Source organism: Bradyrhizobium sp. SZCCHNRI1029, assembly GCF_032487555.1.
GTDB lineage: Bacteria > Pseudomonadota > Alphaproteobacteria > Rhizobiales > Xanthobacteraceae > Bradyrhizobium.
Genome location: NZ_JAUEUK010000014.1, coordinates 18,130 through 41,543, shown reverse-complemented (window position 1 = coordinate 41,543; position 23,414 = coordinate 18,130). Strand labels below are relative to the sequence as shown.

Here is a 23,414-nt window from a genome sequence, read left to right as displayed (position 1 = left end):
ACGGCCGGCACCGGCCGTCGCCTCTCGCAAGCTCAGGCCGCAGCCTTCGCCGTCAGCCCGGCCGCGGCCACCGCGGCGCGGATCGCGGCCATCTCCTCGGCGCTCGGCGCATGCGTCGGCGGCCGCACGGTGGCATCGCGGATCACGCCGGCGACCTGCATCGCCGCCTTCATGCGGCCATGCGCCTCCCCGGTCGGCTCGCCGCCGCCATACACCGCGTCCTTGAGCGGATCGATCATGGCCTGCAGCTTCATCGCAAGCTTGAGGTCACCGGCGGTGACGGCAGCGAACAGATCGTAGATCAGATCCGGAATCAGCGAGGCGAAGCCGACCAGCGCACCATCGACGCCCTGCACCATCGAGGCCAGCAGATATTCGTCATGACAGGTCAGCAGCGCCTTGTGCGGCGCCGCGGCGCGGATCGCCTTGAGGTCGCGGGCGTATTTGTTCATCTCGCGGGTGCCGATCTTGAACGCCTGCACGTGGTCGAGGCGGGCGAGCTCGGCGAGCAGCTCCGAGGAGAACGAGGCGCGGGTCCAGGCGGGATAGACATGCACGATCAGCGGCAGCCTGGTGGCTTCGCCGATGGCGCTGAAATAATCCAGGCAGTGCTCGCGCTTGAAGCCGAAGCGCAGCCAGTGATGGGGCGGCATGATGTCGAGAGCAGTCGCGCCCGCTTCCTTCGCCATCAGCGCATGCTCGATGCCGTCCTTGATGCCTTCGCACACGACGGAGGAGATGGTCGGGCAGATGCCGGTGAGCGCCTTGGCGACGATGCGCGTCACCTCCGCGCGCTCCTTCGCCGTGAGGCTGAACACCTCGCCGGTGTGGCCATTGGTCATGATGCCGACGATGCCGCGTCGTTTGCTGAGCCACGCCGCATAGCGCGTCAGCTCGGCCTCGTCGATCGAATGGTCGGCGTTGAAGGGGACGGCGATCGCCGGGATGATCCCCTTGAAATTGGTCATGACGCTCATGCTTGCTCCTGTTTCGTCACATCGACGTTCATCGTTTCGCGACCGTCGCAGTCGCCCCGCCCATGGCCTCCAGAGCCCGGGACAGCTGGGCTGCCGCTCTGAGCAGCGGCGCCACGCCAAGCCGCTCGAAGTCGTCCGCGGTGATGCGCATGGTGGGCGCAGCGATACTGATCGCCGCGAGCGGAATGCCGTCGCGGTCGATGACGGGCGCGGCGAGCACGCACAGCCCCGGCGCATTTTCCTGATTTGACAGCGCGTAGCCGGCAGCCTTCACTTCGCACAGGCGCTGCAGCAGCGCGTCGAGATCGGTGATCGTGGTTTCGGTGCGCTTGATGCGCGGCTGCGCCTCGAGCACCTCGATCTGCGTCTCGACCGGCAGCAATGACAGGATCGCCTGGCCGACGGCGGTCGAATAGACCGGCGCGCGGCTGCCGATGCGGACGTCGACGCCGAGCCGGACGAGGCCCGCCTGGATGCGCTCGACATAGACGATGTCGCTGCCGTCGAGCACCGCGAGCGAGGCAGCCTCGTTCATCTCGCCGACCAGGCTGCGCAGGATCGGGCGCGCCTGTGTGCGTAGCTCCGAGCGCGCGATCGCGTTGAAGCCCAGATCGAGGCATTTCAGCGTCAGGCGGAAGCGCCTGGAGTCGCCGACCTTCTCGACATAGCCGAGCATCACGAGCGTGTTGAGCAGGCGGAACGTGGTGCCCTTGTCGAGCGCCGCGCGGCGCGCAACGTCGGCGAGCACCAGCTCGGGCTCCTCGCTGGTGAAGGCATTGAGCACCTGAAAGCCCTTGGCCAGCGACTGCACGACGCTTTTGCCAGCCTTGCTGTCCTCGTCCACGTGGAGGCTCCGACGTTTCCTGCTTGACGCCGGCCTTGACGACCGGCATTCGGATTGACTAAGGTTCGGATTGCGAACTATAGTTCGTATATTAGAATGCGCGTAGCCGCTGCTGTCAAGCGCGCTCGCGCGCGGCATGCGACACGGCTTGAAATCCGCGCAGCCGGCATGATCTCTCCCTGAGGGCCGCGACATCTCGCGGCCCTTTTCAGGAGTCCGGCGTGAGCGTCGCATTCACCAAGGAAGAGAGCGCCGAGACGGCGGCCGAAACGCAACTGCCCGACCGGCCGGTCTCGCCGCATCCGAACCTCGTGACCGCGGCCGGACTCAAGGCGCTCGAGGAGCAGTTGCGCGAAGCGCAGGCGGCGTTTGAGGCGGCCCAGGGAATCGAGGACGTCAACGAGCGGCGACGGGAGTCGGCGCTGCCGCTGCGCGACGCGCGCTACTTTGCAGCGCGGGTGCGGACCGCGCAGGTGATGCCGGCGCCGACATCGACGGAGCAGATCGCGTTCGGCAGCACGGTGACGTTCAAGCGCGGCGACGGCCGCGTCCAGACCTACACCATCGTCGGCGAGGACGAGGCCGATCCGAAGCGCGGCATGATCTCCTATGTCTCCCCTGTGGCTCGCCTGCTGATGGGCAAATCGGCCGGCGACATGGTCGAGGTCACCGGACAAGAGCTGGAGATTCTCACGATCGCCTGAGGCGATGCCCATCACGCCGGCAGGAAACGATGCTCAAAGTTGGAATCATCTCCGACACTCATGGGCTGCTGCGGCCGGAGGCAGTGCGATGTCTGTCGGGCGTCCACCACATCATCCACGCCGGCGATATCGGCCGGCACGAGATCGTCGAGCGGCTTCGCCTGATCGCGCCGGTGACTGCGATCCGCGGCAACATCGATACGGCAGATTGGGCGAATGCATATCCTGCGACCGAGACCGTCAGGCTCGGCACGCGTGCCGTCCATGTCGTGCACGACGTCCACGACCTCGCGATCGACCCTGCAACGGCGGGTATCGACATCGTCGTGTCCGGTCATTCGCATCGCGCAGGCGTCGAGACACACAACGGCGTGCTCTACCTGAATCCGGGCAGCGCAGGGCCGCGCCGCTTCAAGCTGCCGATCACCCTGGCGACGCTGAACATCTCCTCCGGCCAACTGTCACCCGCGATCCACGATCTCGGCAGCGGCTGACGCAAAGCGAAAGGGCGCCCATGGGCGCCCTCCGCAAATCTCGTGGATGCATCGATCAGAAGCGATCGGCCAGCGCCATGCCGGGATCGCTGAACGAGGGACGGCCGGTCTCGACATGTCCGGCGATGCGCCGGTAGAAGCTGTCGTCGGTGTCGCTGGTGACGACGAAGTCGTACCACAGGCCGGACTTGCGCAGATGCCAGTAGAGCTCGCCGTGACGGCCGGGCGCAGACACCTTGACGGTCCACGACGTCGATGGGCCGCCATGGCTCGGTCCGGGGAAGAAGGTCGGTGCGCCAAAGCCGAAGCCGGGAGCATCGAAGTCGGGCGCCGACCGGAAGCCCGGCACCACGCCAAAACCCACCGGATGGAAGCCCGGGCGCGGACCGAAGCCGGGACATTGCGGCTCCAGCGCGGCCGAGACTGAGGCGGTGACGGCCTGCAACGGGCCATAGATCTCGTTGGACTTCACCGTGAAGCTCACGCGGGCATGGCCGTCGTTGCGCAGCTGCATGTGCAGGCCGCCCTCGAAGACGTTGTAGCCGACGAAGATCTCCGGGTTGGCGGCATTCGACAACCTGACCTTGTCGAGGTCGCCCTTGAAATGACGATGGAAGCCGTTCGGGCCGAGCACCCAGAGATCATACAGGCCATCGCTGCCGACGCTCCATTCATCGTCGATCATCTTGCCGGCCTCGACGGTGTAGCGGCGCGGAATGAGATCGAGATGCTGCTTGTCGTAGACGTGGAACACGGCGCCGGCAAAGCCGGTGTTGGCGAACAACAGCTTGACCTTGCCCGCGGCGGCGTCGACCTTCGCGGTGACGTGCAGGATATAGGGCAGCGGACGCGAATAGCGCGCGCCGCTCTCCTGGAACAGCGGCTGCGGTGTCGCGGGCGCAACCGGCGCCGGCAACGTCTTCTGGTGCGCGTCCGAGGCCTGCCAGTTGCTCTGATCGGGCAACTCCGGGAAGCGCGGATCGTTCGGGCTGGCGAAGTCGAACGCCGAGGTGAGATCGCCGGAGACGGCGCGGTGCCAGGGGCTGATGGCGTCGACCTTGATCGCAAAGCGCTTCTCGAGGAAGCGACCGATCGAGGTGTGGTCGAACACCTGCGAGTTGACCCAGCCGCCCTTGCTCCAAGGTGAAACAACGTACATCGGCACCCGCGCGGAGAGGCCCCAGGGACGGATGTTGCCGCTGATGGTGTCGGTCGCAGTCAGCACGTTGCCGACGGTGTTGGAGAAATACTCGCCGTCGAGCGGCAAGGTCGCCTTGCCCATCAGCTTGCCGTTGATGTCGTAGGACGGCACTGCGGGCGCCGGCAGATGATCGAAGAAGCCGTCATTCTCGTCGAAGGTCAGGAAGAAGACGGTCTGGCTCCAGACCTCGGGATTGGCGGTCAGGGCTTCCAGCACCTGGTCGGTGAAATTGCCGGCGCGGGTCGGGCTGCCGCCGCCGGGATGCTCGGAGTTGGCCTGCGTCGGCAGGATCCACGACACCTGCGGCAAGGTGCCGGCCATCACGTCGGCCTTCAGCCGGTCGAGATAATCCGGGCCGCCGGTCAGGCCGTGCACGTAGTTCGCATCGCCCGGCTGGGCATGACGGAAGCTGGAGAACGCCAGGCAGCCGTGCATCGCGCCGGTCCAGTTGTCGTTCATGTCCTGATAGATGTGCCAGCTGACGCCGGCCTTGTTCAGCAGATCGGGCAGCGTGTCCCAGGCGAAGTCGCTGCCGACATATTTGTAGCTCGCCTGCGGTTGCGGCTGGCCGGCGACCCAATTGTGCGGGTTCGGCCAGCAGCGCAGGTTGTTGGGCTCGGAATCGTTGGTGGTGGAGTTGATGCCCTGCGCGCGCAGCGCCGGATTGAAGTTGGAGCCCGACCAGAACACGATGCGGTTGGGATCGGTGCCGGTGGTGATCGAGGCGTGGTAGGCGTCGCAGATCGTGAACGCCTCGGCGAGCGCGAACTGGAACGGAATGTCGTCTCGGCCGAAATAGCCCATCGCATAGGGCGTCTTGTACTTCGCCCAATAGCCCATCTTGCCCTGATTCCACGCCGCCTGGCTGTCGCCGAAGGAGTGCGGCGTGCCGTAGCCGACCAGCGCGTTGGAGGTCGTGGAGTCGCGGTGATAGGGCGGAATCTCGCGGCTGCCGTCGGACTGGAACCAGACCGGCTTGCCGCTCTCCAGCGGGATCGGGAAGCGATCGCCGAAGCCGCGGACGCCGCGCAGCGTGCCGAAGTAGTGATCGAAGGAGCGGTTCTCCTGCATCAGGATGACGATGTGCTTGACGTCCTGAATGGTGCCGGTCCGGCGCCGTGCCGGAATGGCCAGCGCCTGGCGGATGCTGGCGAAGGCAGCCGCCGCCGTGGCGCCTGCCAAGAAATCGCGACGTGTTGTCATGCTGATACGACCTTTTGAAATCTTGAAGAACGTATTCAGGGTTGGCGGGGCGAGCCCGACCTGCTCCTGCGAACGTCCCTGGCGTATCAGCGCGACTTGACAGAGCTGTGAAATTTTTATCTACGAAATGAAACTGAATGAGATTTCCTCAGCATCGGGCACAGCGTATCGGGGCACAGCGTGACGGGATCGACCTTTCGTTCTGGGCCGGGCGTGAACGGCATCTTGTTTCGTATTCGGGAGCTGCAGAACGAGCTGCCGCCAAAGGCGCGGCAGATCGCGGAGCTGGTCATCGCCCGGCCGGAGCCGTTCATCCACATGTCGATCACCGAGGTCGCGGAAGCCTGCGGCGTGAGCGAGGGGACGATCGTGTCGTTCTGCCGGCGGGTCGGGGTGCGCGGGTTCCAGGAGCTCAAGATCATGCTGGCGCGGGACCTGATCGAGCCGGTCCGGCTGATCCAGGAGGACCTGCATCGCGGCGATGATCCCGCGACGGTGACCGACCACATCTTCGCGGCCCATGCCGCCTCGCTGCAGGAGACGCGGCGGCTGCTGTCGATGGACGCGCTGGCGCAGGCGGCGAAGCTGCTGCGCGAGGCGCGGCGCGTCGAGATCTACGGCATCGGGAGTTCGGCGCCGATCGCGCAGGACCTGTCGTACCGGCTGCTGCAGCTCGGGCTGGCGGCCAATGCGATCGTCGATTCGCATGTCCAGGCGGTCAGCGCCGGCATGACCGGGCCCGACGTCGCGACCGTCACGGTGTCGCATTCGGGCAGCACGGTCGAGACGGTGCTCGCGACCCGGCTGGCGCAGGCCGCGGGCGCGCGCACCATCGGCATCACCCGGCTCGGCAAGTCGCCGCTGGCGGCGCATTGCGAGGTGCTGCTCTACACCGTCGCCAACGAGACGCGCTATCGCCCGGAGGCGATGAGCAGTCGGGTCGCGCAGCTCGCGATCATCGACACGCTGGTCAGCTGCTGCGCGCTGACCGACACCGAGCGCTCGGTCGACCGGCTGCAGCACGCGGCGCGCATCCTGTCCGAGAAGCGCTACTGAACTGCGCGGCCTCCGGTCAAAACAACGATGAGCCACGGGGATGGTCTCCCGTGGCCGATCCATCCTCAATAATCCTTCAGTAGCCGCTCGATGTAGTCGAGCTCGAGCTGCGGCCGCGACTGATCGCCGAGCCGGCGGCGCAGCTCCTCGAGGATGCGACGGACGCGCTGCACGTCGATCTCGCCGGGAATCTTCTGGGAGAAATCGTCGATGTCGCGCCCGGGATGCATCGGACGTCCGAGCGGGTCGGTCTGCTGCGCGCCCTGCTGGCGGCCGGCGCGCTGGCCGGGGCCGTCGCCCGGCTGGTCGCCGTCGCCCTGCTGCATCGCCTCGGCGAGGCTCTGCGCGCCCTTGCGCAACGCATCCAGCGCCTTGCCCTGCGATTCCACGGCGCCGTCGGCATTGTTGTCGCCGAGCTGGCTGCCGGCATCGCCCATCGCGCTGTCGGCATCGTCGAGACCGTCGCCGGAATCGCCCTGGTCGCCTTGATCCCCCTGCTCGCCTTGCTGGCCGGGCTGCCCCTTCTGGCCTTTCTGACCCTTCTGTCCCTTTTCGCCCTGCTGGCCCATGCCACGCTTGGCGAGCTGGTCCTGCAACTGCTTCAGGCGGTCGCGCAGCGCCTGCTGGTCCTGCTGCAGGTCGCCCATGCCCTGGTCCTGGTCGCCCTGCTGCTTGTTGCGGTTGCGGCGCGAGTCCTGGCCCTGCTTGAAGGTCTTGTCGCGGAGCTGCTGCTGCTTGCGGATCATGTCGCCGAGCTCGTTGAGCGCCTGCTCCATGTCGTTGTCGCCGCCCTGGTTGGGCTGCGCCATCTGCAGGTTCTCCAGCATCTGCTGCAACTGCTCGAGCAGCTCGCGCGCGCCCTCCTTGTCGCCCTGCCGCGACAGCCGCTCCATGCGGTCGATCATGTTCTGCAGGTCCTGCTGGCGCAGGATCTTGGTGTTCTGATCGAGCGGCCGCTGCGCCATCTGCGGGTTGTTGCGCAATTGCTCGGCGAGCTGGCGCATGTAGTTGTCCATCGCCTTGCGCAGATCCTCGGCGAGCTTCTTGATCTCCTCGTCGCTGGCGCCGCGCTCCAGCGCCTGCTTCAGCGCGTCCTGGGCCGCGCGCAGCGCCTTGTCGACGTCGGAGATGTTGCCGTCCTCGATGGTGACGGCGAGCGCCCACAGGCTCGCCACCACCTCGCGCAGCGCATCGTCGGTGCGCGCCGCCTCGAGCTGGCGCATCACCGAGCGCAGGCCGAGATACTGGCCGAGTTCGGGCGTGAACAGCTCCGGCGCGATCGCCAGCGCGTCGAGCGCGGTGAACACGTCGGCGTTGCGGTTGCCGTCGAGCGCGAGGATGCGCCGCTGCTCGATCAGCGCCCGCGCCAGCGGCTTGGTGAACAGCCGCTCCGGCAGCCTGGTCTCGAACGGCTCGCTGGTGCCCTCGTTGCCGGCCTCGTCCTTGGCCGTCAGCGTGAGCGTGACATCGGCGCCGGCGTACGGGTCCTCGCTGAGATCCTTGACGGTCTGGCCGACGCCGTTGCGGGTGCGCGCGTTCGGCAGCACCAGCGGAAACTCCGGCGGCTGGAACAGCGGCCGCGCGGCGGGCGCGTCGGCCGTCTTGCTTTCGTTGCTCTCGGCAGCCTTGCTTTCGACAGGCCGCGCAGCGACCTTGGCGCGGGCTTCGGTGACGCCGTAATCATCCTCGAGCTTGTAGGACAGCTTCAGCGAGCCGCGCGCCTGCCGCTCGGGGTCCTTGGCCATGCTGATGACCGGCGGCTTGTCCGGCGTCGCGGCGAACACCCATTGCGGCTGCCCCGACGGCGCGCGCACGTGAACGGTGCCGTCGGTCTTGATCGTGTAGTGCTTCTCGGTGGTGCCCTTCGGCGCGGCCTCGCCGGCCGCGACCTCGCCGGGCGCCGCCTCGGCGACGCCGCCTGACGTGATGATGTCGAGATTGCCGCCGCTGGAACGCACGATCAGCGTCGAGCCCTGGGGCACCACGATCGGGCCGCTCGACGGCACCGCGCCTTCCTTGTTGGCGGCGGACAGGATGATCGGCGGCTTCGCCGTGTAGAGCGGCGGCTTGACCCAGGCATCGACGCGGACCGTGATCGGCGTCAGCACGCCGTTCCAGTCGAACGCCGAGGCCACTCGCAGTGCCCGCTCGTCGCCGGCCGCGATAGAGGTCGCGACCAAGAGCACGATGACCAGCGCGCGCACCGCCCAGGGGTCGTGCAGCGATAGCCGCGGCCGCGGCGTGCCGGCGCGGATGCGCTTGATCGAGGCCAAGGTGCGCTCGCGCTGCGCCTGCCACAGCGCGTGCGCGATCGGATCCTTGGTGGTCAGCGTGTCGGTGAGAGCGGTGGCGGGGCGATGGGCGATGCCCGAGCCGCGATCGAGCCGCGCCAGGCCCTCGTCGCGGGTCGGCCAGCGATATCTCAGCATCGGCACGGCGGCGCCGAGCAGCAGCAGCAGAAACAGCCCGACGCCGATCATGCGGACCGTGAACGGCAGGCCGAGCCAGAGGCCGGCCCAGGAGACGATCAGGAACAGGCCGACGACCGTGAGCAGCCGGGCGAGATGCGGCCAGCCGCGCTCCCAGGCGATGGCGAGGCGCGCCCGCTTCAGCGCCTGCGCCAGCTTCAGCCGCGCCAGGCCATCATGCGCAAGGCCATCGGGCGTGCTGCTTGCCGGCCCGGCCGGCTCGGGGGTGATGCCGCTCAACAATCTCTCCAGGTTGCCCGGATGTTCACCCTAGCACAAAGGCAGCCGTGAGGCACCCGCTCTGCGCGGGCTTTCCCGCCGCCGGCCGCGGTTCACACGGGAGTGTGACCGGCCGGGTTCCCGGAAAGCTACGGGGGCACCCTGATGACAGCAGACCGCCCGGCGACAACGGAGAGATCCACGCCGCACACCCCAAACTCCGTCATTGCGAGCGCAGCGACGTGTCCGCCAAAGCCCTTCGGGCGAAGGCGGAAGCAATCCAGGGCGCCGGGTGGGACTCTGGATTGCTTCGTCGCTGCGCTCCTCGCAATGACGTCGTGGCGAACGTCACGATGCACGTGATCAAACACTCCGCGGAGGAAATCATTAGCAAAACGAGCACCATCGTTCTCGCGACGCATTCGGCGCCCGAGTGATACCCGACATCTCACCCTCTCGAGAAGCGAGGGCGCAGGGAAGACCGGGCGCCGGCCGGCGCCCATGGTCCGCGTGCAGCAAAAAAGCACGCGGCAGAACCACAGGCTCAGCCGAGATCACCCGGCCTTCCCTGCGCGATGGTGTTACGATTTATACGCGATCTTCCCGGGGACCGGCTTGTTGGCCCCGTCGCGGACGACACGTCATCGCCCACTTGGCATCAGCACCGGGATGCCAGAACCACGCGACTTCATCGTCGCACCGGGATCGTTCGTCCGCGCGAGCAAGCCCACGCTGCGTCCCAATGCGCCCACCGCATCCCGCACCCGACGTCCGTGACGATCGCGAAGCGCCCCCTCAGCGGGACGGGATGCAGGGAGTAGAGCACGATTTCGGATAAAGCGCAAGAAGAATGTTTTGTGTAGCGGCTGAACGGGGCAAGCGCGCTGAAAGTGTTCGTGAAGCTACTTGTTCGAAGCAAAAAACGGCAGATGCATTGGACACGGTGAGCCAAATTGTCGATTGCAAGCGTCGGAGCCGTTCCATCCAGGCGAATACCGCCAGCTTGATTAGTGCACACGCAGCATTTAGCTGAGCGAGATAGGTGCACTTGACTGCACTTCGCGGCAACGCCCGTCCGCAGCCGCAGTGTTGATGAGTCTCCCTACAGCCGGGGGGTACTCAATGATGAACTTGCACTTCAACGGACCAGCTTCGCCGCAGCAAATGCAACAGTTGTAGCCAGGAAACTTATACCCCGAATATCGATCGCGAGCGCCGGAATCCGCTTGCAACCGTCGGATGTTTTTGAACTAGTAAACATTGCAGAGGTACTTAAAATGTCAAAGCTGGATTTTGCCAAGGCGAAGGATGACATCGCCCAGATCCTCGAAATCGTCAAAACGGTGCCGGAAGCACTGCAACAGCGATGCTTCGAGCTTCTGTTCGACGCGGTCTTCTCCAAGGTGAAGCCCGCTGCAGAACCTAACGCCGAACGGCAAGACGCGGGGGCGGAGATAAAACCTGCGGCGCCTCCGAGCAAGAAGCTTCCGCCCAATGTGCTCGCATTTTTGCGGCGGCAGAAGCTTGAACCGGAGGACCTCGGAAAGCTGTTCATGCTTGACCACGAACCGCTCTTGCCGGTCTATAAGATGCCCAACGGCGCCATTGCCAAATCGCAACTCACCAAGGTGTTGATGGTGATCTTGGAGAACGGCCTACTCAACAATTCCTTGAGTGCGACCTATGCCGAGCTTCGTGGAAGCGCTCGCGATGACGGCTTGTTCGATGGGAATTTTAACAAGCTGTTTAAGCGCGACTTGTTCAAGGGGGTAGGCAAGGACGGAGTTACCGACGACACGATAGTTGAGCTTTCGGGCACTGGCATGGACAAGCTGGCTGAGGTCATCAAAGAGCTAGGGCAGTGAAAGATAAGCTCCTTGAAGTTACTCGATCGCACTTCAGTGCCGTTGCCGATATCCAGAAGCGAGTCGGACGGTATAGCGGGTCCCGGATTCAAGCAGGAAGCCTATTGTCCGATGCGCAAGGCGTAGCGGCATTTTGGTTCGATAAGGTTCGGCCAGTCTTGCAAGGCTCAAACGTAACTGCCGGACTGGTTGACCGCGGAACCGACATTTTTGATCGCATGCTACGGGAGGCCAAGAAGCAAAAGCCCATGAAGGCCCCGCTCATGGCTATTATCGCCGAAGCTGTCATCGAATACCGGGATCTGATCCACAATATCGAAACGGCCTCCTTTGTGGCTACTTCGGCCCTAAGCATCGCACCTTACATCGAAGGGCTTTCAACGGATGAGGGAGAATATCTCGCCGAAGCCCAGCGATGCCTAGACGTGAATGCACTGCGCGGATGCATTGTTTTGGGCTGGTGCGCAACGATAGCAAGAATTCAAGCCAAGCTCGCCGAAATCGGGTACGATAAATTCTCAGCCGCGACCGCGTCAATGACCGCGAAGACGACCGGCCGCTACAAATTTTACAAAAAAAAGTACGAGGTCGAGTCTCTATCTGAACTGCAGAGGATCTTCGATACGGACTTGCTGTGGGTCTTGGAGTTTCTGGAGTTGATCGACGGAAACCAACATGAGCGACTTCGCTACTGTTTCGAGTTTCGCAACAACTCCGCTCATCCCGGCCTTGCACCAATCAAAGGTCCAAACCTCTACTCGTTCTATTCCGACATCAGCGAAATCGTTCTGAAAAACCCAAAATTTGCGCTCACTGAATAAGACCGCCTAGCGGCGGCTGATGCAAACCTCCGCGACGGGTAAATCTGACCATGCGATAGTTTCCTGCCCTGTCACCACGATCGCTGTCATGTTTTTTTGACCTGCTGCCCCCATGCATCGCAGATTGTATCCAATGCGGTGCCAAGGAAGCGTTTAACGATGATCGCTGCCAGCACGGCGGCGAGCGCAGGCGCGAGGCCGAGGCCGGTTAGAACCGGAATGAGTGCTGCGATCGCGGCGCCTTCCCCTAGCGTCAAAGCGTTGAGAATCTTCGTGCGGTCCTCCTTGTCGTCGTTCGATGCGCCGCAGACGATGTTGAACAATTCCCTATTCCATCGGTTGAGAATCCGCAGGCCTAGCGCCTTAATGTCGTCGAGAGGGCCCATGAATTTCGCGTCATAGGTAACGTCGGGTGAAAACTCGCCGGCGATCGTGTGGTTAGACTGGATCTGCCTAGCCCTGATGCCAAGCATCTCAATCAGGTTACTTTCGTCATAGCCCGCCAGATCTTCACCAATCGTCTTTAGATCATCTGCCATCCCATCCTCCATTGCCATCGACGGCTCGACGCAGTTGACGTCATCATCAGGCAAGCCCCGCCGAAGCGGACCCGTAGAGCGAGTATGCGAGACCTAGCAGGCTGTTCGCGCGCGCAAGCTCCTCGCGCGCGTGCAGGAAGCTCACCCCGAGCGGCTCGCCCTTGAACAGTTGTTCCAGCATCAACCGGCCGAACCAGTCGGCGAAATTCTCCGGAACCGTGCATTCAGTCCCGATCACGGCAGAGGCCCGGCGCTGCAGGAACAGACGCACGAAGCTGCTGGAGACGCCCGGCCACAACACCGCGGACTGGCACATGTTGAGAATGATGATCGGATGGCGGTTCAGCACATATTCGTCGCACTGCACGTCGGCGCAGGATACCGATGATTTCGTCAGCTTGATCCAGCTGTCATTGGTTTCCGTTGGATCGATCACCTTGAACAGCGCTATCAATTCATCGCGAAACGGCGTCCCAGGTGCATGCGCGAGCTTTTCCAGCAGGAGTGTCAGCACCGATTGATCGGGAGAGCGGCTGAGGCCGTGTGAGAAAACGTAGAGAATGTCGGACACATCCCCGGTCAGCGCGCTCACGAACTGCTTGCGCGAGTCGATCTTTTTCACCGCTACCGGCGGCGTCGCGTTCGTTCCTCCGGCCAATGCGGCGTTCTGGGCCTTCAGGGTCGTAAACTTGTCCCAATAGGCGAAGCTGAGGTCGCGGGTGGCAGCGGGCGCCGGATCCGCCAGCAGGATCGAAGCCGGTTTTTCCTCGATGACGAAACGGAAGCCCCAGAAATCGGCGACGTCGCTGGCCGTACGCCAGTCGGCCCCGCAGAACAGGATCGACCATGGAAACTGGAAGTCATGTGCCGTCTCGTCGATTGCAATCTGCACGATTGACCTGCGCGGCAGTGCGGTTCTCAGCACTTCCTCGATCCTGCGCAGGCTTGCCTGCGCGTCGGCCTTGCCGAAGTCGAATAGCATCTGCTTGGCCTGTTCGCCTAGTTGCGCCAGTTGGCGCATCTGGTCTCTGAAAGCTAGCGGATCGGCATCAGTCGTTCCGACCGGCGCGTCCAAAGCGATGTCGAACAGCCGGTCGCGAATCTTCGAGAGCAGATCGCCCAATTCGGAGTTCGTGATGTTCACCGCGCCGACGAGATGCAGGTCATGTTGGGGCAGCACGAAATCGAGCCGCGTCCTGGCACCATCAGGCGGTCGCGACACGACGATGTTGAGCGAGCGCGGCGCGAGGTCGAGTGCAAAATCCGGCAGCGCCCTGTTCCTGACCGTCTCCAGAAACAGCACCGGCCGCGTTGCGCCGGGCTCCATCGCGATCTCCGCCGCGCCGATCAGGACGGAAATCCGGATCTGATCAATCAAGTCGAGCTTGTAGTAGAGCCGAAGCACCAGGTTGCAGCGCCTCGTTGTGCCGGTGCCGCCCAGCGGGGTGATGCGAAACAGCGCCTGCCTTTCGGAATCGCCCGCCACAGGCACCAGGACGGTTTGCACGGGGAAAGGAATATCGACACCGCCGGCCTGCCCGGGCGCAACGTCATCTGATGTCAGCACGGCCAGCAGTTCGGAGGGACCGGTCTGGGATATCAGGGGCGTCACATCGGTTCGTTCGCCCTCGGCGGGAAGGCCGATAGGCACATGCCGGATCGCGGCTTCGAGCGTGTAGATCCTGTTGAAGACGAGGCAGCAGTCCGGCTCGACCCGGGCTCCGAGGCGCTCCGGCGCGCCGTTAAAAATCGAGATATCGGTGTAGCGGGACGCGTCGCCGTAGCGGGCGTCGCTCGCGACGTCGGCAGCGCCGCTGGCCGGCAGATAGCGGCCAGTCAACGGGCTGGAGAGCCAACCGGCTACTTTGCTCGCGGCCGCCGATGCTAAGCCGTACAGGAACATCGACAACCGCGGAGACCGGGGCGCTCGGGGCGGCGACAGCGGTGTGACCGACGGTGGCTCCGGTTTGGTTTGTGCCCTCGCGATCTCTTGCTCCATACCATCTAGCACGGAGCGCGCTTCCGCGGCCAGCTCGGCTGTATCCCGCTGGCGCCGCTCTAATTCCTCGTAATGCTGCGCAATCGACTCTGAAGGACGTGGTGAAGGTTGACTCGCACTGAACCGATCCTCATCTCGGTCGCGTCCCTGCAGCGCGAGAAACCGGTCGAGGTCGTGTAAAGCATGCTCGGCGCGGGCAAAGCGAGGCTCTCCCCGCGCGACGCCGTCAAGCCAAGAATACAAGCTGTTCTCGCTAGCATAACGCTCGAACAGGAATATGCGACCGAACCAACCAACCGAGAAGTCCCCGGGGTATTCCGATGGCCAGAGCGGCTCTCTGACTAGGTCCCAAAAGTCCCTTTCAACATCTCTCCGCGCCAAGAGGACGAGCAATTCCGGCTGTAACTCCAGCAGACCAACAACAAACGGAACAAAATCCCGTATGCCAAAGAGCGAGCTAAGCGCCGGATCGAGAGCAATCGAGGCCCGCGCTAATTCGCGGATCGAGCTGCGATGGACAAGAAAATGCCAAAACTCCTCATCCCATTGACGTCTACTCCCATGCGGAAGGAAGCGGAGGTCTGTCGTCAGCGGGTAGCCAAAGAAATCCAGCCAGGCGCGCAACAGCGAGCGCAATGCGAGTGCCGGAACAACCGCATTGAGCTCCCTTCTGTAGTCGAGCCCAAGATAGCGCTGAAGAATGTCCGGCGGATACGTTTCTCTGGGGTACCTGAATTCATGGGGATCGAGATCGTAGAGATAGGCAAACGAACTCCGGGAGTTCACGTACACCGAACGAAGCAGCATGCGAAAGACAATTACGCGGACCGTGCGGTCGTCGCGCAATTGCAGCGCTGAAATGACGGATTTAATAGCAGCGGCGGCCATGCAAAGGGCCATTGTGACTGAAATGCAATCAGATGTTGCGCGATTTCCGGCCGAAGCACAAGCCAGATCGACATGTCACCGCCGCATGATCAGTCCGTCCTGATCCCATGCGCCGCACCAGCATCCTCATACCGGTCCATACCTTTTCCAGCGGCGCGAGAGTCATTCCGGCTCCGACGGGGCGTCAACTCCATTCGGTGGAGAAGCCTGATTGTGGTGACAATACCAAGCCGCGACTGACCGAAAGCTATTTGGCTAACGGATTGCCAGCTCGCAAATACTTCACCCTCCGGCGCCGGCATGTCATCGCGATCAGGGGTATCGGCCTAGATCCGGTCGAATCACGCGGGCCTGGTCGCCCTTGGCCTCACGGGAATTACGGTGACACTGCACAAAACTCGAGGCACGCGGGGGACGAGATCCAGAGCGCCGCAGTGTCAAACGCATCTCACGCGGACGCCAGTTGCGAGATGACGAGGTCGAGCAGCGCCCGCAGCCGGGCGAGCCGGCGCAGATCGCGGTGATAGCCGACATAGGTGTCCCGCCCCGGCGGCTGCTCGCCGATGTCGACGGGCCGCAGGCCCGGCGTCGCGTCGCCGAGCGGCCGGGGCAGCACGGCGAGCCCCGCGCCTTGCGCTGACAGCATGGCCTGAACGTCGCGGTTGTTGCTGCGCATCGCGACCTCGGCCTTCGGCAGTCGCTTCGCCAGCCAGCGCGCATCTGGCATGTCGGCGAAGGCCGTGTCCATGGTGACGACCCTGATCCCCTGACCATCGCCCTCGACGGCCTGCGGGCCGTCGAGCGGGCCGTACACGGCATAGGGGATGTGCAGGAGCCGCCGCGAGATCACCTCCGGCTCGTCGAACGCGCGGATGCGAAACACGAGATCGGCCTCGCGGCGGGGAAGACTGTAGAGCCGCGCGTCGGTCAAGAGCTCGACACAGACGCGCGGGTGCAGCCGGCCGAATTCGGCCAGAACCGGCGTCAGCATCAGGCGGCCGAACCAATCCGACGACGAGATCCTGAGAAAACCGTCGAGCTGCGCCTGCGCGCCCGCCAGGCGCCGCTCGAACGCGAGCGCCTCCTCCTCCATCCGCTCGGCGTGGGCCAACACCGCCGTGCCCTCGTGAGTCAGCACGAAGCCTTCGGCCGTGCGCTGAAACAGCGTCTGGCTCACGGCCGCTTCGAGCGCCGCCAGGCGGCGTCCCATGGTCGGCTGAGACAGGCCGAGCCGGCGCGCGGCCGCGCCGAGCGTGCCCTCGCGCGCGATGGCGAGGAAGATCCGCAGGTCGCTCCACTCCATGCGAGGCCTTTCGACGACGGGGGCGACGGACACGAGACGCCCATTCAAAACTGAATGGATTACATACGAACTCGATGATGTCCATTCATGGCACGAACGCCGATGATGCCTCCATCACAACAGGAGGTCGCCATGACCATCTCGATGAAGGCTGCCATTCTCCACGAAACCGGCGCGCCGCTGCGCGTCACCCCGATCAGCCGCCCCGCGCCGGGACCCGGCGAGGTCCTCGTCCGCATCGCCGCGGCGGGCACCAACCCGCTCGACGCCAAGATCCACGCCGGCCAGGCCGCCCATGCCAGGCACCCGGCCCCCGCCATCCTCGGCCTGGACATGGCCGGCACGGTCGAGGCCCCAGGCGAAGGCGTCACCCGGTTTCGTCCGGGCGACGAGGTCTACGGCATGGTCGGCGGAGTCGGCGGCCACCCGGGAACGCTGGCCGAATATGTCAGCGCCGACGCGGATCTGCTCGCGGCCAAGCCGGCGAACCTCAGCATGCGCGAGGCGGCCGTCCTGCCGCTGGTGACGATCACGGCCTGGGAAGGTCTGGTCGATCGCGTCGGCATCCGGCCGGGACAGACGCTGCTCGTCCTGGGCGGCGCCGGCGGTGTCGGTCACATCGTCGTCCAGCTCGGCCTCGCCTTCGGCGCAACGGTTTTCGCAACGGGAAGTCCAGAGAGCCGGCCGGTGATCGAGCGCCTGGGCGCTGTTTTCATCGACCGCAACGAACCGATCGCCGACGCCGTCGAGCGCATCACGGCGGGCCGCGGCTTCGACGTCGTCTACGACACGGTCGGCGCGCTCGACACCGCCTTCGCCGCGGTCGCTCGGTTCGGCCATGTCACCTCGTCGCTGGGCTGGGGCACCCATCCGCTGGCGCCGCTGTCGTTCAAGGGCGGCACCTATTCCGGCGTCTTCACGCTGCTGCCGCTGCTCGACGGCAAGGGACGGCGGCATCACGGCGAGATCCTCGCCCAGGCCGCACAGCTGGTGGAATCCGGCAAGCTCACGCCGCTGCTCGACTCGCGCCGGTTCGCCCTCGAGGACGTCGGTGCGGCCTATGACGCGCTCAAGACGGGCGGCACCGGCAAGATCGCCATCGACATCGCGGCGGCATGAGCCGGCGCGACCCACGAGCCTCACACGCAACGGCAATATCGAGGAATAGTCCGATGAGAGTCTGGTTCATCACAGGGGCCTCGCGCGGCTTCGGCGCGCTGGTCGCGCAGCGGGCGCTGGACAGAGGCGACGCCGTCGTGGCGACCGCCCGCAATCCGAAGGCGATCGTCGATCGCATCGGGGCGCATCCCGACCTCCTGGCCCTCGCGCTCGACGTGACCAGGGAGAGCGAGGCGGTCGCGGCGGCGCAGGCGGCGATCGACCGCTTCGGCAGGATCGACGTGCTCCTCAACAACGCCGGCTTCGGCCTGATGGGCGCGGTCGAGGAAGCCAGCCGAGAGGAGATCGAGGCCGTCTTCCGCACCAACGTGTTCGGGCTCCTGGCCGTCACCCGCGCCATTCTGCCCCACATGCGCAAGGCGCGGTCCGGCCGCATCCTCAACATCTCGTCGATCGGCGGCTATCGCGGCTCGGCCGGCTTCGGCGTCTATGGCGCGACCAAGTTCGCCGTCGAGGCGTTGTCGGAGGCGATGCGCGCCGAGCTCAGGCCGCTCGGCATCCATGTGACGGCGATCGAGCCGGGCTACTTCCGGACCGACTTCATGGACGCCTCGTCGTTGAAGGTCAGCCGCATCGTGATCCCCGATTACAGCGCGACGGCAGGTCGGGTCCGCGCGAACGCCGGCACCGTCAACGGCGCCCAGCCCGGCGATCCCGACAAGCTCGCGCGGGTGCTCGTCGACTTCGCCGGCGAGCCCGACCCGCCGGTGCGGTTACCACTGGGGGCCGACACCGTCGCGGCGATCGAGGCGAAGCACGCCTCCGACGCCGCCATCATCGCCCGATGGCGCGAGGTCGCGCTCTCGACGGGCTTCTGAGTGGGGACCACGGTGACGGTGCACCGGATCAAACGCTGAGGAGAGACGCCATTTGATCACCCGTGCCGTCTCCCGCTGCTGTGACAATCGCGGCCGACCTCACGGCCAGACCGGCGCCCCCTCCAGCCCCGCGGTCTCCGGCAGCCCGCACATCAGGTTCGCATTCTGCACCGCCTGCCCGGCTGCGCCCTTGCCGAGATTGTCGACGACGCCGAGCGCGATCACCAGGTTGCGGTCGGGGTCGGCGGCGTAGCTGACGAAGGCGAGGTTGGAGCCGGTGGCCCATTTGGTCTGCGGCGGCTTGTCGGTGACACGGACGAAGGCGCTGTCGGCGTAGAAGCGGCGGGCGGCGTCGAGGCACTGCGCGGTGGTGGCGCGGCCGCGGGCGTAAATGGTGGCGAGGATGCCGCGGGTCATCGGCACCAGATGCGGCGTGAACACGAGGCCGGCGGCGCTGCCGCCGCTGATCCGCGCGATCGTGCTGATGATCTCGGACATGTGGACGTGCTTGAGCAGGCCGTAGGGGATCAGGTTCTCGTTGCTCTCGGCGTAGCCGAACTTGCTGTCGCCGCCGCGGCCGGCGCCGGAGATGCCGGTCTTGGCGTCGATCACGATGTTGTCGGGCGAGATCAGTTTGTCGGCGAGCAGCGGCGCCAGCGGAGTCAGCGCCGCCGCCGGGAAGCAGCCGGGATTGGCGATGCGGGTCTTGCCCGCGATCTCCCTGGGCCAGACGTCGGCGAGGCCGTAGGTCCAGCCGTCGGCGTAGCGGTGGTCGCCGCCGATGTCGACGATCTTCACGTGCGCAGGCACGCGTGCCAGCGCCTCCCGCGAGGCGCCGGTGGGCAGCGAGGCGAACAGCACGTCGAGCTGCGGCAAGCGCGCGGGGTCCCACTTCTCGATCACGAGATCGGCGAGCCTGGCCGGCACGCCGGGGAAGCGCTCCGCCAGCCGCTGGCCTGCGCTGCCCTCGCCCGCGGCGTAGACCAGCTCGAACGCCGGATGCCCCGCGACCAGGCGCATCGCCTCGCCGCCGCCAAAACCGCTGATCCCGACGATGCCGACGCGAATGCTCATGGGGGTGTCCTGATGGTGAAGTGAGGGGATAGTTGAGTGACTTCGGGCTGGCGGAGTGCGACGCTCGCTCCTATTGCGACACCCATCTCGGTCGTGTCGCGTTGAGAATCGGCCTCATCTCGTCATCGATCTGCTCCGCAGATGAATTCCCGTCCGGGAAAATCGAAAGCGCCCCGACCGTGCTAGCCTCGCGCACTGATAGAAAGAACGCTTCCCGCATATAAGCAATCGCGTACAGACGAAAGTTGGTATCGAGGGCATCCAGGTGGCGACCAACCATCAACACAAGCTGCGATGCGGGAGCACCGGCCTCGGCTGCCTTGCGCAGCTCTCGAACCAGGGCATGGTCAAGACTCATCCCGCTATTTCCCGGTTGCCGTGACGCCGCACGAAGAGCGCTGCGCGGAGGCGGTAGATCGACGAACCGCCAATCTACAAAGATTTGCCCCTCACAGCCACGGCGCCGGCGTATCCATCGCGATCAGCTGCTCCACCTCGATCCGCGGGCGGATCACGGCGGCCTGGTCGCCCTTGACCAGCACCTCGGGCACCAGCGCGCGGGTGTTGTAGGTGCAGGCCTGGACGGCGCCGTAGGCGCCTGATGTCATGATGGCGAGGAGATCGCCCGGCTTGGGCTCGGGCAGCGTGCGGTCGAGCGCGAGGTAGTCGCCGCTTTCGCAGACCGGGCCGACGACGTCGGCTGTGAACGACGGCGCACCGGGCGCGGGCTGGATCACCGGCAGGATGTCGTGATGGGCCTCGTAGAGCGTCGGGCGGATCAGGTCGTTCATCGCGGCGTCGATGATGACGAAGTTCTTGGCCTCGCCGTGCTTCACGTAGATCACCTTGGCGACGAGGATGCCGGCATTGCCGACGATCATGCGGCCGGGCTCGAACATCAGGGTGCAGCCGAGATTGTGGCTGACGCGCTTGACCATCGCGGCATAGGCGGCGGGTTCCGGCGGCACCGCACGGTCCATGTGATAGGGGATGCCGAGGCCGCCGCCGAAATCGACATGGGAGATGTCGTGGCCGTCGGCGCGCAGGGTCTGCACGAACTCGGTGAGGATGCGGAACGCCGTCTCCATTGGACCGAGATCGGTGATCTGGCTGCCGATATGGACGTCGACGCCGGTGACCTTGATGCCCGGCATCTTCGCCGCGCGGGCGTAGACGCGGCGGGCGTGCTCCAGCGGAATGCCGAACTTGTTCTCCGACTTGCCGGTCGAGATTTTTGCGTGCGTGCCGGCGTCGACGTCCGGGTTGACGCGCACGGAGATGCGGGCGGTGTGGCCGGTCTCCTGGGCGAGCCGCGCAAGCAGATCGAGCTCGGGCTCGGATTCGATGTTGAGGCAGTGGATGTCGGCCGCGAGCGCGGCGCGCAGCTCGGCCTCGGTCTTGCCGACGCCGGAGAACACGATCTTGCGCGAGGGGATGCCGGCCGCCAGCGCCCGCTTCAATTCGCCGCCGGAGACGACGTCGGCGCCGGCGCCGAGCTTGGCAAGGGTGCGCAGCACCGACTGGTTGGAGTTGGCTTTCATCGCGTAGCAGATCAGCACGTCCTGGCCGGCGAAGGCGTCGGCGAACACGCGGTAGTGCCGCTCCAGCGTGGCGGTGGAGTAGCAGTAGAACGGGGTGCCGACGCGGGCTGCGAGCTCGGCGAGATTGACGGCCTCGGCGTGCAGCACGCCGTCGCGGTAGTCGAAGTGATTCATGGGTCTGATCCGCGCACGGGGCCGCGAGAAGGTTGATTGTGGCGGCGAATTGCCGGGAAATGGGGTGGATTGTCAAACCCGCGCTGCCACCCTCCCCTGGAGGGGGAGGGTCGATCGCACGCGCAGCGGGCGAGCGGGGTGGGGTGAAGCCGCGAGGACGGTGCGCGTGGAGAGATCACCCCACCCCGCCTCACGTTTCGCTGCGCTCAACGTGAGGCGACCCTCCCCCTCCAGGGGAGGGTGGCATCGAGCGCTGATCGAGAGGGAGTTCGAGCTCTATTTGCTGTCGAGCAGCGGGTCGAGGATGAAGGGTTTCTTCTGGCCGCGGGTGGCGGCGGGGGCGGCGTCGGCGCCGTAGCCGGAGTTGAACAGGCCGGGCTTGTTGGCGGCATCCGTCGCGGTGTCGGCGGGAGCGGCCGACATCTGCGGCGCCGGCGGGGAGTTGGCCGGCAGGTCCAACGGACCCTTGCGGCCGCAGGCGGCCAGCAGAAGGGCTGAAGCGCCCAGGACGAGCAGGACCCGGGCGGCGGAGGTTGGACGGCGAGCGCGATTCACGTGTGAAATCCCCATGCGGGCGGCACCATACAGAGAATGCACCGGCCTGACGAGTGCGGGAGTGCCACGCCGGGCCGATCAAATTTCGAACGGGAGCCCTACTTTCGCTGTTTTTCCAGCCGCTTCAGCCAGGCTTTGGCCTGCGCGACCACGTTCTTCGGCGCGGTGCCGCCGTAGCTGGTGCGGCTCTTCACCGAGGACTCGACCGAGAGCACGCCGAGCACCTCGGCTGATATCTTCGGCTCGACCTCCTGCATCGCCTTCAGCGGCAGCTCGTGCAGGGCGACGCCCTGCTTGGCGGCCAAGGCCACGATCCGGCCCGTGACGTGGTGGGCCTCGCGGAACGGCATCTTGAGGGTGCGCACCAGCCAGTCGGCGAGGTCGGTCGCCGTCGCATAGCCCTCGCCGGCGGCGGCCTTCATGCGGGCCTCGTCCGGCACGAGGTCGAGCGCCATGCCGGTCATGGCGCGGATGGCGAGCGACAGCGCCGCGAACGCCTCCATCGCGCCCTGCTTATCCTCCTGCATGTCCTTCTGATAGGCGAGCGGCAGGCCCTTCATGACGATCAGGAGCCCGTTCAGCGCGCCGATGACGCGGCCGGTCTTGGCGCGCACCAGCTCGGCGGCATCCGGGTTGCGCTTCTGCGGCATGATCGAGGAGCCGGTGGTGAACTTGTCCGACAGCTTGATCAGGCCGACCAAAGGCGAGGTCCAGATCACGATCTCCTCGGCGAAGCGCGACAGATGCACGGCGCAGATCGAGGCGGCCGAGAGGGTCTCCAGCACGAAATCGCGGTCGGACACGGCGTCCAGCGAATTGGCCATCGGGCGCTCGAAGCCGAGCGCCTCGGCGGTGGCGTGGCGATCGATCGGGAACGAGGTGCCGGCGAGCGCGGCGGCCCCCAGCGGCGATTCATTGAGCCGCTTGCGGGCATCGATGAAGCGGCCGCGGTCGCGCCCGGCCATCTCGACATAGGCCAGCAGATGGTGGCCGAAGGTGACCGGCTGGGCGGTCTGCAGATGGGTGAAGCCGGGCATGACCGTGCCGGCGTATTCGAGCGCGCGGCTGGCGAGCGCGTGCTGGTAGGCGGCGAGCGCCGCGTCGATGTCGTCGATGGTGTCGCGGACGAACAGGCGGAAGTCGGTCGCGACCTGGTCGTTGCGCGAGCGCGCGGTGTGCAGGCGGCCGGCGGCGGGGCCGATCAGCTCGGAGAGCCGGCTCTCGACATTCATATGGATGTCTTCCAGGGCCCGCTTGAACTCGAACGAACCCTTGGTGATCTCTGACAAAATCGTGTCTAGACCCTTAGCCATATTTTTCGCATCACCCGCGGTGATGATGCCCTGGGCGGCGAGCATGGCGGCGTGCGCCTTGGAAGCGGCGATATCCTGCGCGTAAAGGTGGCGATCGACGTCGATCGAGACGTTGATGTCCTCCATGATCTCGTCGGGACGCTCCGAGAACCGTCCGCCCCACATCGTGTTGCTCATGC

19 protein-coding genes are annotated in these 23,414 nt (G+C 65.4%); 7 read left to right on the top strand and 12 right to left on the bottom strand.

Going from position 1 to position 23,414, the window contains the following annotated elements; genetic code table 11:
- Positions 1 to 32: 32 nt before the first annotated feature.
- Both QW861_RS30120 and QW861_RS30115 read right to left on the bottom strand, forming a co-directional pair.
- Positions 33 to 977, bottom strand: coding sequence for a dihydrodipicolinate synthase family protein (locus tag QW861_RS30120; RefSeq protein WP_315753839.1), 945 nt, complete (start codon positions 975 to 977; stop codon positions 33 to 35).
- A gap of 28 nt (positions 978 to 1,005) precedes the next feature.
- A complete protein-coding gene (locus QW861_RS30115) occupies positions 1,006 to 1,821 on the bottom strand; it encodes an IclR family transcriptional regulator (protein ID WP_315753841.1) in 816 nt (271 codons plus the stop codon).
- A 221-nt stretch (positions 1,822 to 2,042) separates the two neighbouring features.
- Here QW861_RS30115 and greA point away from each other — a divergent pair, with 221 nt between their 5' ends.
- Both greA and QW861_RS30105 read left to right on the top strand, forming a co-directional pair.
- On the top strand, positions 2,043 to 2,525 hold the full coding sequence (gene greA / locus QW861_RS30110) for a transcription elongation factor GreA (protein WP_315753843.1): 483 nt from the start codon (positions 2,043 to 2,045) through the stop codon (positions 2,523 to 2,525).
- A gap of 29 nt (positions 2,526 to 2,554) precedes the next feature.
- Entirely contained in the window at positions 2,555 to 3,019 is a 465-nt protein-coding gene (locus QW861_RS30105) for a metallophosphoesterase family protein (RefSeq protein WP_315753845.1), read from the top strand.
- A gap of 55 nt (positions 3,020 to 3,074) precedes the next feature.
- Here QW861_RS30105 and QW861_RS30100 read toward each other — a convergent pair whose 3' ends face one another.
- Complete coding sequence (locus QW861_RS30100; RefSeq protein ID WP_316193860.1) at positions 3,075 to 5,423, bottom strand: phosphocholine-specific phospholipase C; 2,349 nt, start codon at positions 5,421 to 5,423, stop codon at positions 3,075 to 3,077.
- Between the two features lie 225 nt (positions 5,424 to 5,648).
- On the opposite strand from QW861_RS30100, the gene QW861_RS30095 reads away from it, so the two are divergent.
- The gene (locus QW861_RS30095; protein WP_316171800.1) at positions 5,649 to 6,479 is read left to right on the top strand and encodes a MurR/RpiR family transcriptional regulator; all 831 of its coding nucleotides are present in this window, start codon (positions 5,649 to 5,651) and stop codon (positions 6,477 to 6,479) included.
- 65 nt (positions 6,480 to 6,544) lie between these two features.
- Here the strand turns inward: QW861_RS30095 and QW861_RS30090 are convergent, their stop codons facing one another.
- Positions 6,545 to 9,187: a TIGR02302 family protein gene (locus QW861_RS30090; RefSeq protein ID WP_316193859.1), complete on the bottom strand. Its 2,643-nt coding sequence runs from the start codon at positions 9,185 to 9,187 to the stop codon at positions 6,545 to 6,547.
- 1,256 nt (positions 9,188 to 10,443) lie between these two features.
- Here QW861_RS30090 and QW861_RS30085 point away from each other — a divergent pair.
- Together QW861_RS30085 and QW861_RS30080 are read left to right on the top strand one after the other, a co-directional pair.
- A complete protein-coding gene (locus QW861_RS30085; RefSeq protein ID WP_316193858.1) occupies positions 10,444 to 11,031 on the top strand; it encodes a hypothetical protein in 588 nt (195 codons plus the stop codon).
- Positions 11,028 to 11,852, top strand: coding sequence for a hypothetical protein (locus QW861_RS30080; RefSeq protein WP_316193857.1), 825 nt, complete (start codon positions 11,028 to 11,030; stop codon positions 11,850 to 11,852). The genes QW861_RS30085 and QW861_RS30080 overlap by 4 nt, the downstream gene beginning before the upstream one ends.
- Before the next feature lie 86 nt (positions 11,853 to 11,938).
- Here the strand turns inward: QW861_RS30080 and QW861_RS30075 are convergent, their stop codons facing one another.
- The 3 genes from QW861_RS30075 to QW861_RS30065 form a co-directional block, all read right to left on the bottom strand.
- Positions 11,939 to 12,391, bottom strand: coding sequence for a hypothetical protein (locus tag QW861_RS30075; protein ID WP_316193856.1), 453 nt, complete (start codon positions 12,389 to 12,391; stop codon positions 11,939 to 11,941).
- 46 nt (positions 12,392 to 12,437) lie between these two features.
- On the bottom strand, positions 12,438 to 15,278 hold the full coding sequence (locus QW861_RS30070) for a hypothetical protein (RefSeq protein WP_316193855.1): 2,841 nt from the start codon (positions 15,276 to 15,278) through the stop codon (positions 12,438 to 12,440).
- Between the two features lie 448 nt (positions 15,279 to 15,726).
- Positions 15,727 to 16,581, bottom strand: a complete 855-nt coding sequence (locus QW861_RS30065) for a LysR family transcriptional regulator (RefSeq protein ID WP_041751260.1) — start codon at positions 16,579 to 16,581, stop codon at positions 15,727 to 15,729.
- A 132-nt stretch (positions 16,582 to 16,713) separates the two neighbouring features.
- Between QW861_RS30065 and QW861_RS30060 the strand changes: the two genes are divergently transcribed.
- Together QW861_RS30060 and QW861_RS30055 are read left to right on the top strand one after the other, a co-directional pair.
- Entirely contained in the window at positions 16,714 to 17,700 is a 987-nt protein-coding gene (locus QW861_RS30060; protein WP_316193854.1) for an alcohol dehydrogenase catalytic domain-containing protein, read from the top strand.
- 53 nt (positions 17,701 to 17,753) lie between these two features.
- The gene (locus QW861_RS30055) at positions 17,754 to 18,578 is read left to right on the top strand and encodes an SDR family NAD(P)-dependent oxidoreductase (protein ID WP_316193853.1); all 825 of its coding nucleotides are present in this window, start codon (positions 17,754 to 17,756) and stop codon (positions 18,576 to 18,578) included.
- Positions 18,579 to 18,677: 99 nt separating this feature from the next.
- On the opposite strand, the gene argC is transcribed toward QW861_RS30055, so the two are convergent.
- From argC to argH, 5 genes are all read right to left on the bottom strand, one after another.
- On the bottom strand, positions 18,678 to 19,652 hold the full coding sequence (argC, locus tag QW861_RS30050; protein ID WP_316193852.1) for an N-acetyl-gamma-glutamyl-phosphate reductase: 975 nt from the start codon (positions 19,650 to 19,652) through the stop codon (positions 18,678 to 18,680).
- 70 nt (positions 19,653 to 19,722) lie between these two features.
- Positions 19,723 to 20,010, bottom strand: a complete 288-nt coding sequence (locus QW861_RS30045; RefSeq protein WP_316173137.1) for a hypothetical protein — start codon at positions 20,008 to 20,010, stop codon at positions 19,723 to 19,725.
- A 91-nt stretch (positions 20,011 to 20,101) separates the two neighbouring features.
- Positions 20,102 to 21,367 carry a diaminopimelate decarboxylase gene (gene lysA, locus QW861_RS30040; RefSeq protein WP_316193851.1) on the bottom strand — a complete coding sequence of 422 codons (1,266 nt, stop codon included), beginning with the start codon at positions 21,365 to 21,367 and terminating at the stop codon, positions 20,102 to 20,104.
- A gap of 276 nt (positions 21,368 to 21,643) precedes the next feature.
- Complete coding sequence (lptM, locus tag QW861_RS30035) at positions 21,644 to 21,937, bottom strand: LPS translocon maturation chaperone LptM (RefSeq protein ID WP_315718142.1); 294 nt, start codon at positions 21,935 to 21,937, stop codon at positions 21,644 to 21,646.
- A gap of 83 nt (positions 21,938 to 22,020) precedes the next feature.
- Positions 22,021 to 23,412: an argininosuccinate lyase gene (argH, locus tag QW861_RS30030; RefSeq protein ID WP_316193850.1), complete on the bottom strand. Its 1,392-nt coding sequence runs from the start codon at positions 23,410 to 23,412 to the stop codon at positions 22,021 to 22,023.
- Positions 23,413 to 23,414: the final 2 nt, after the last annotated feature.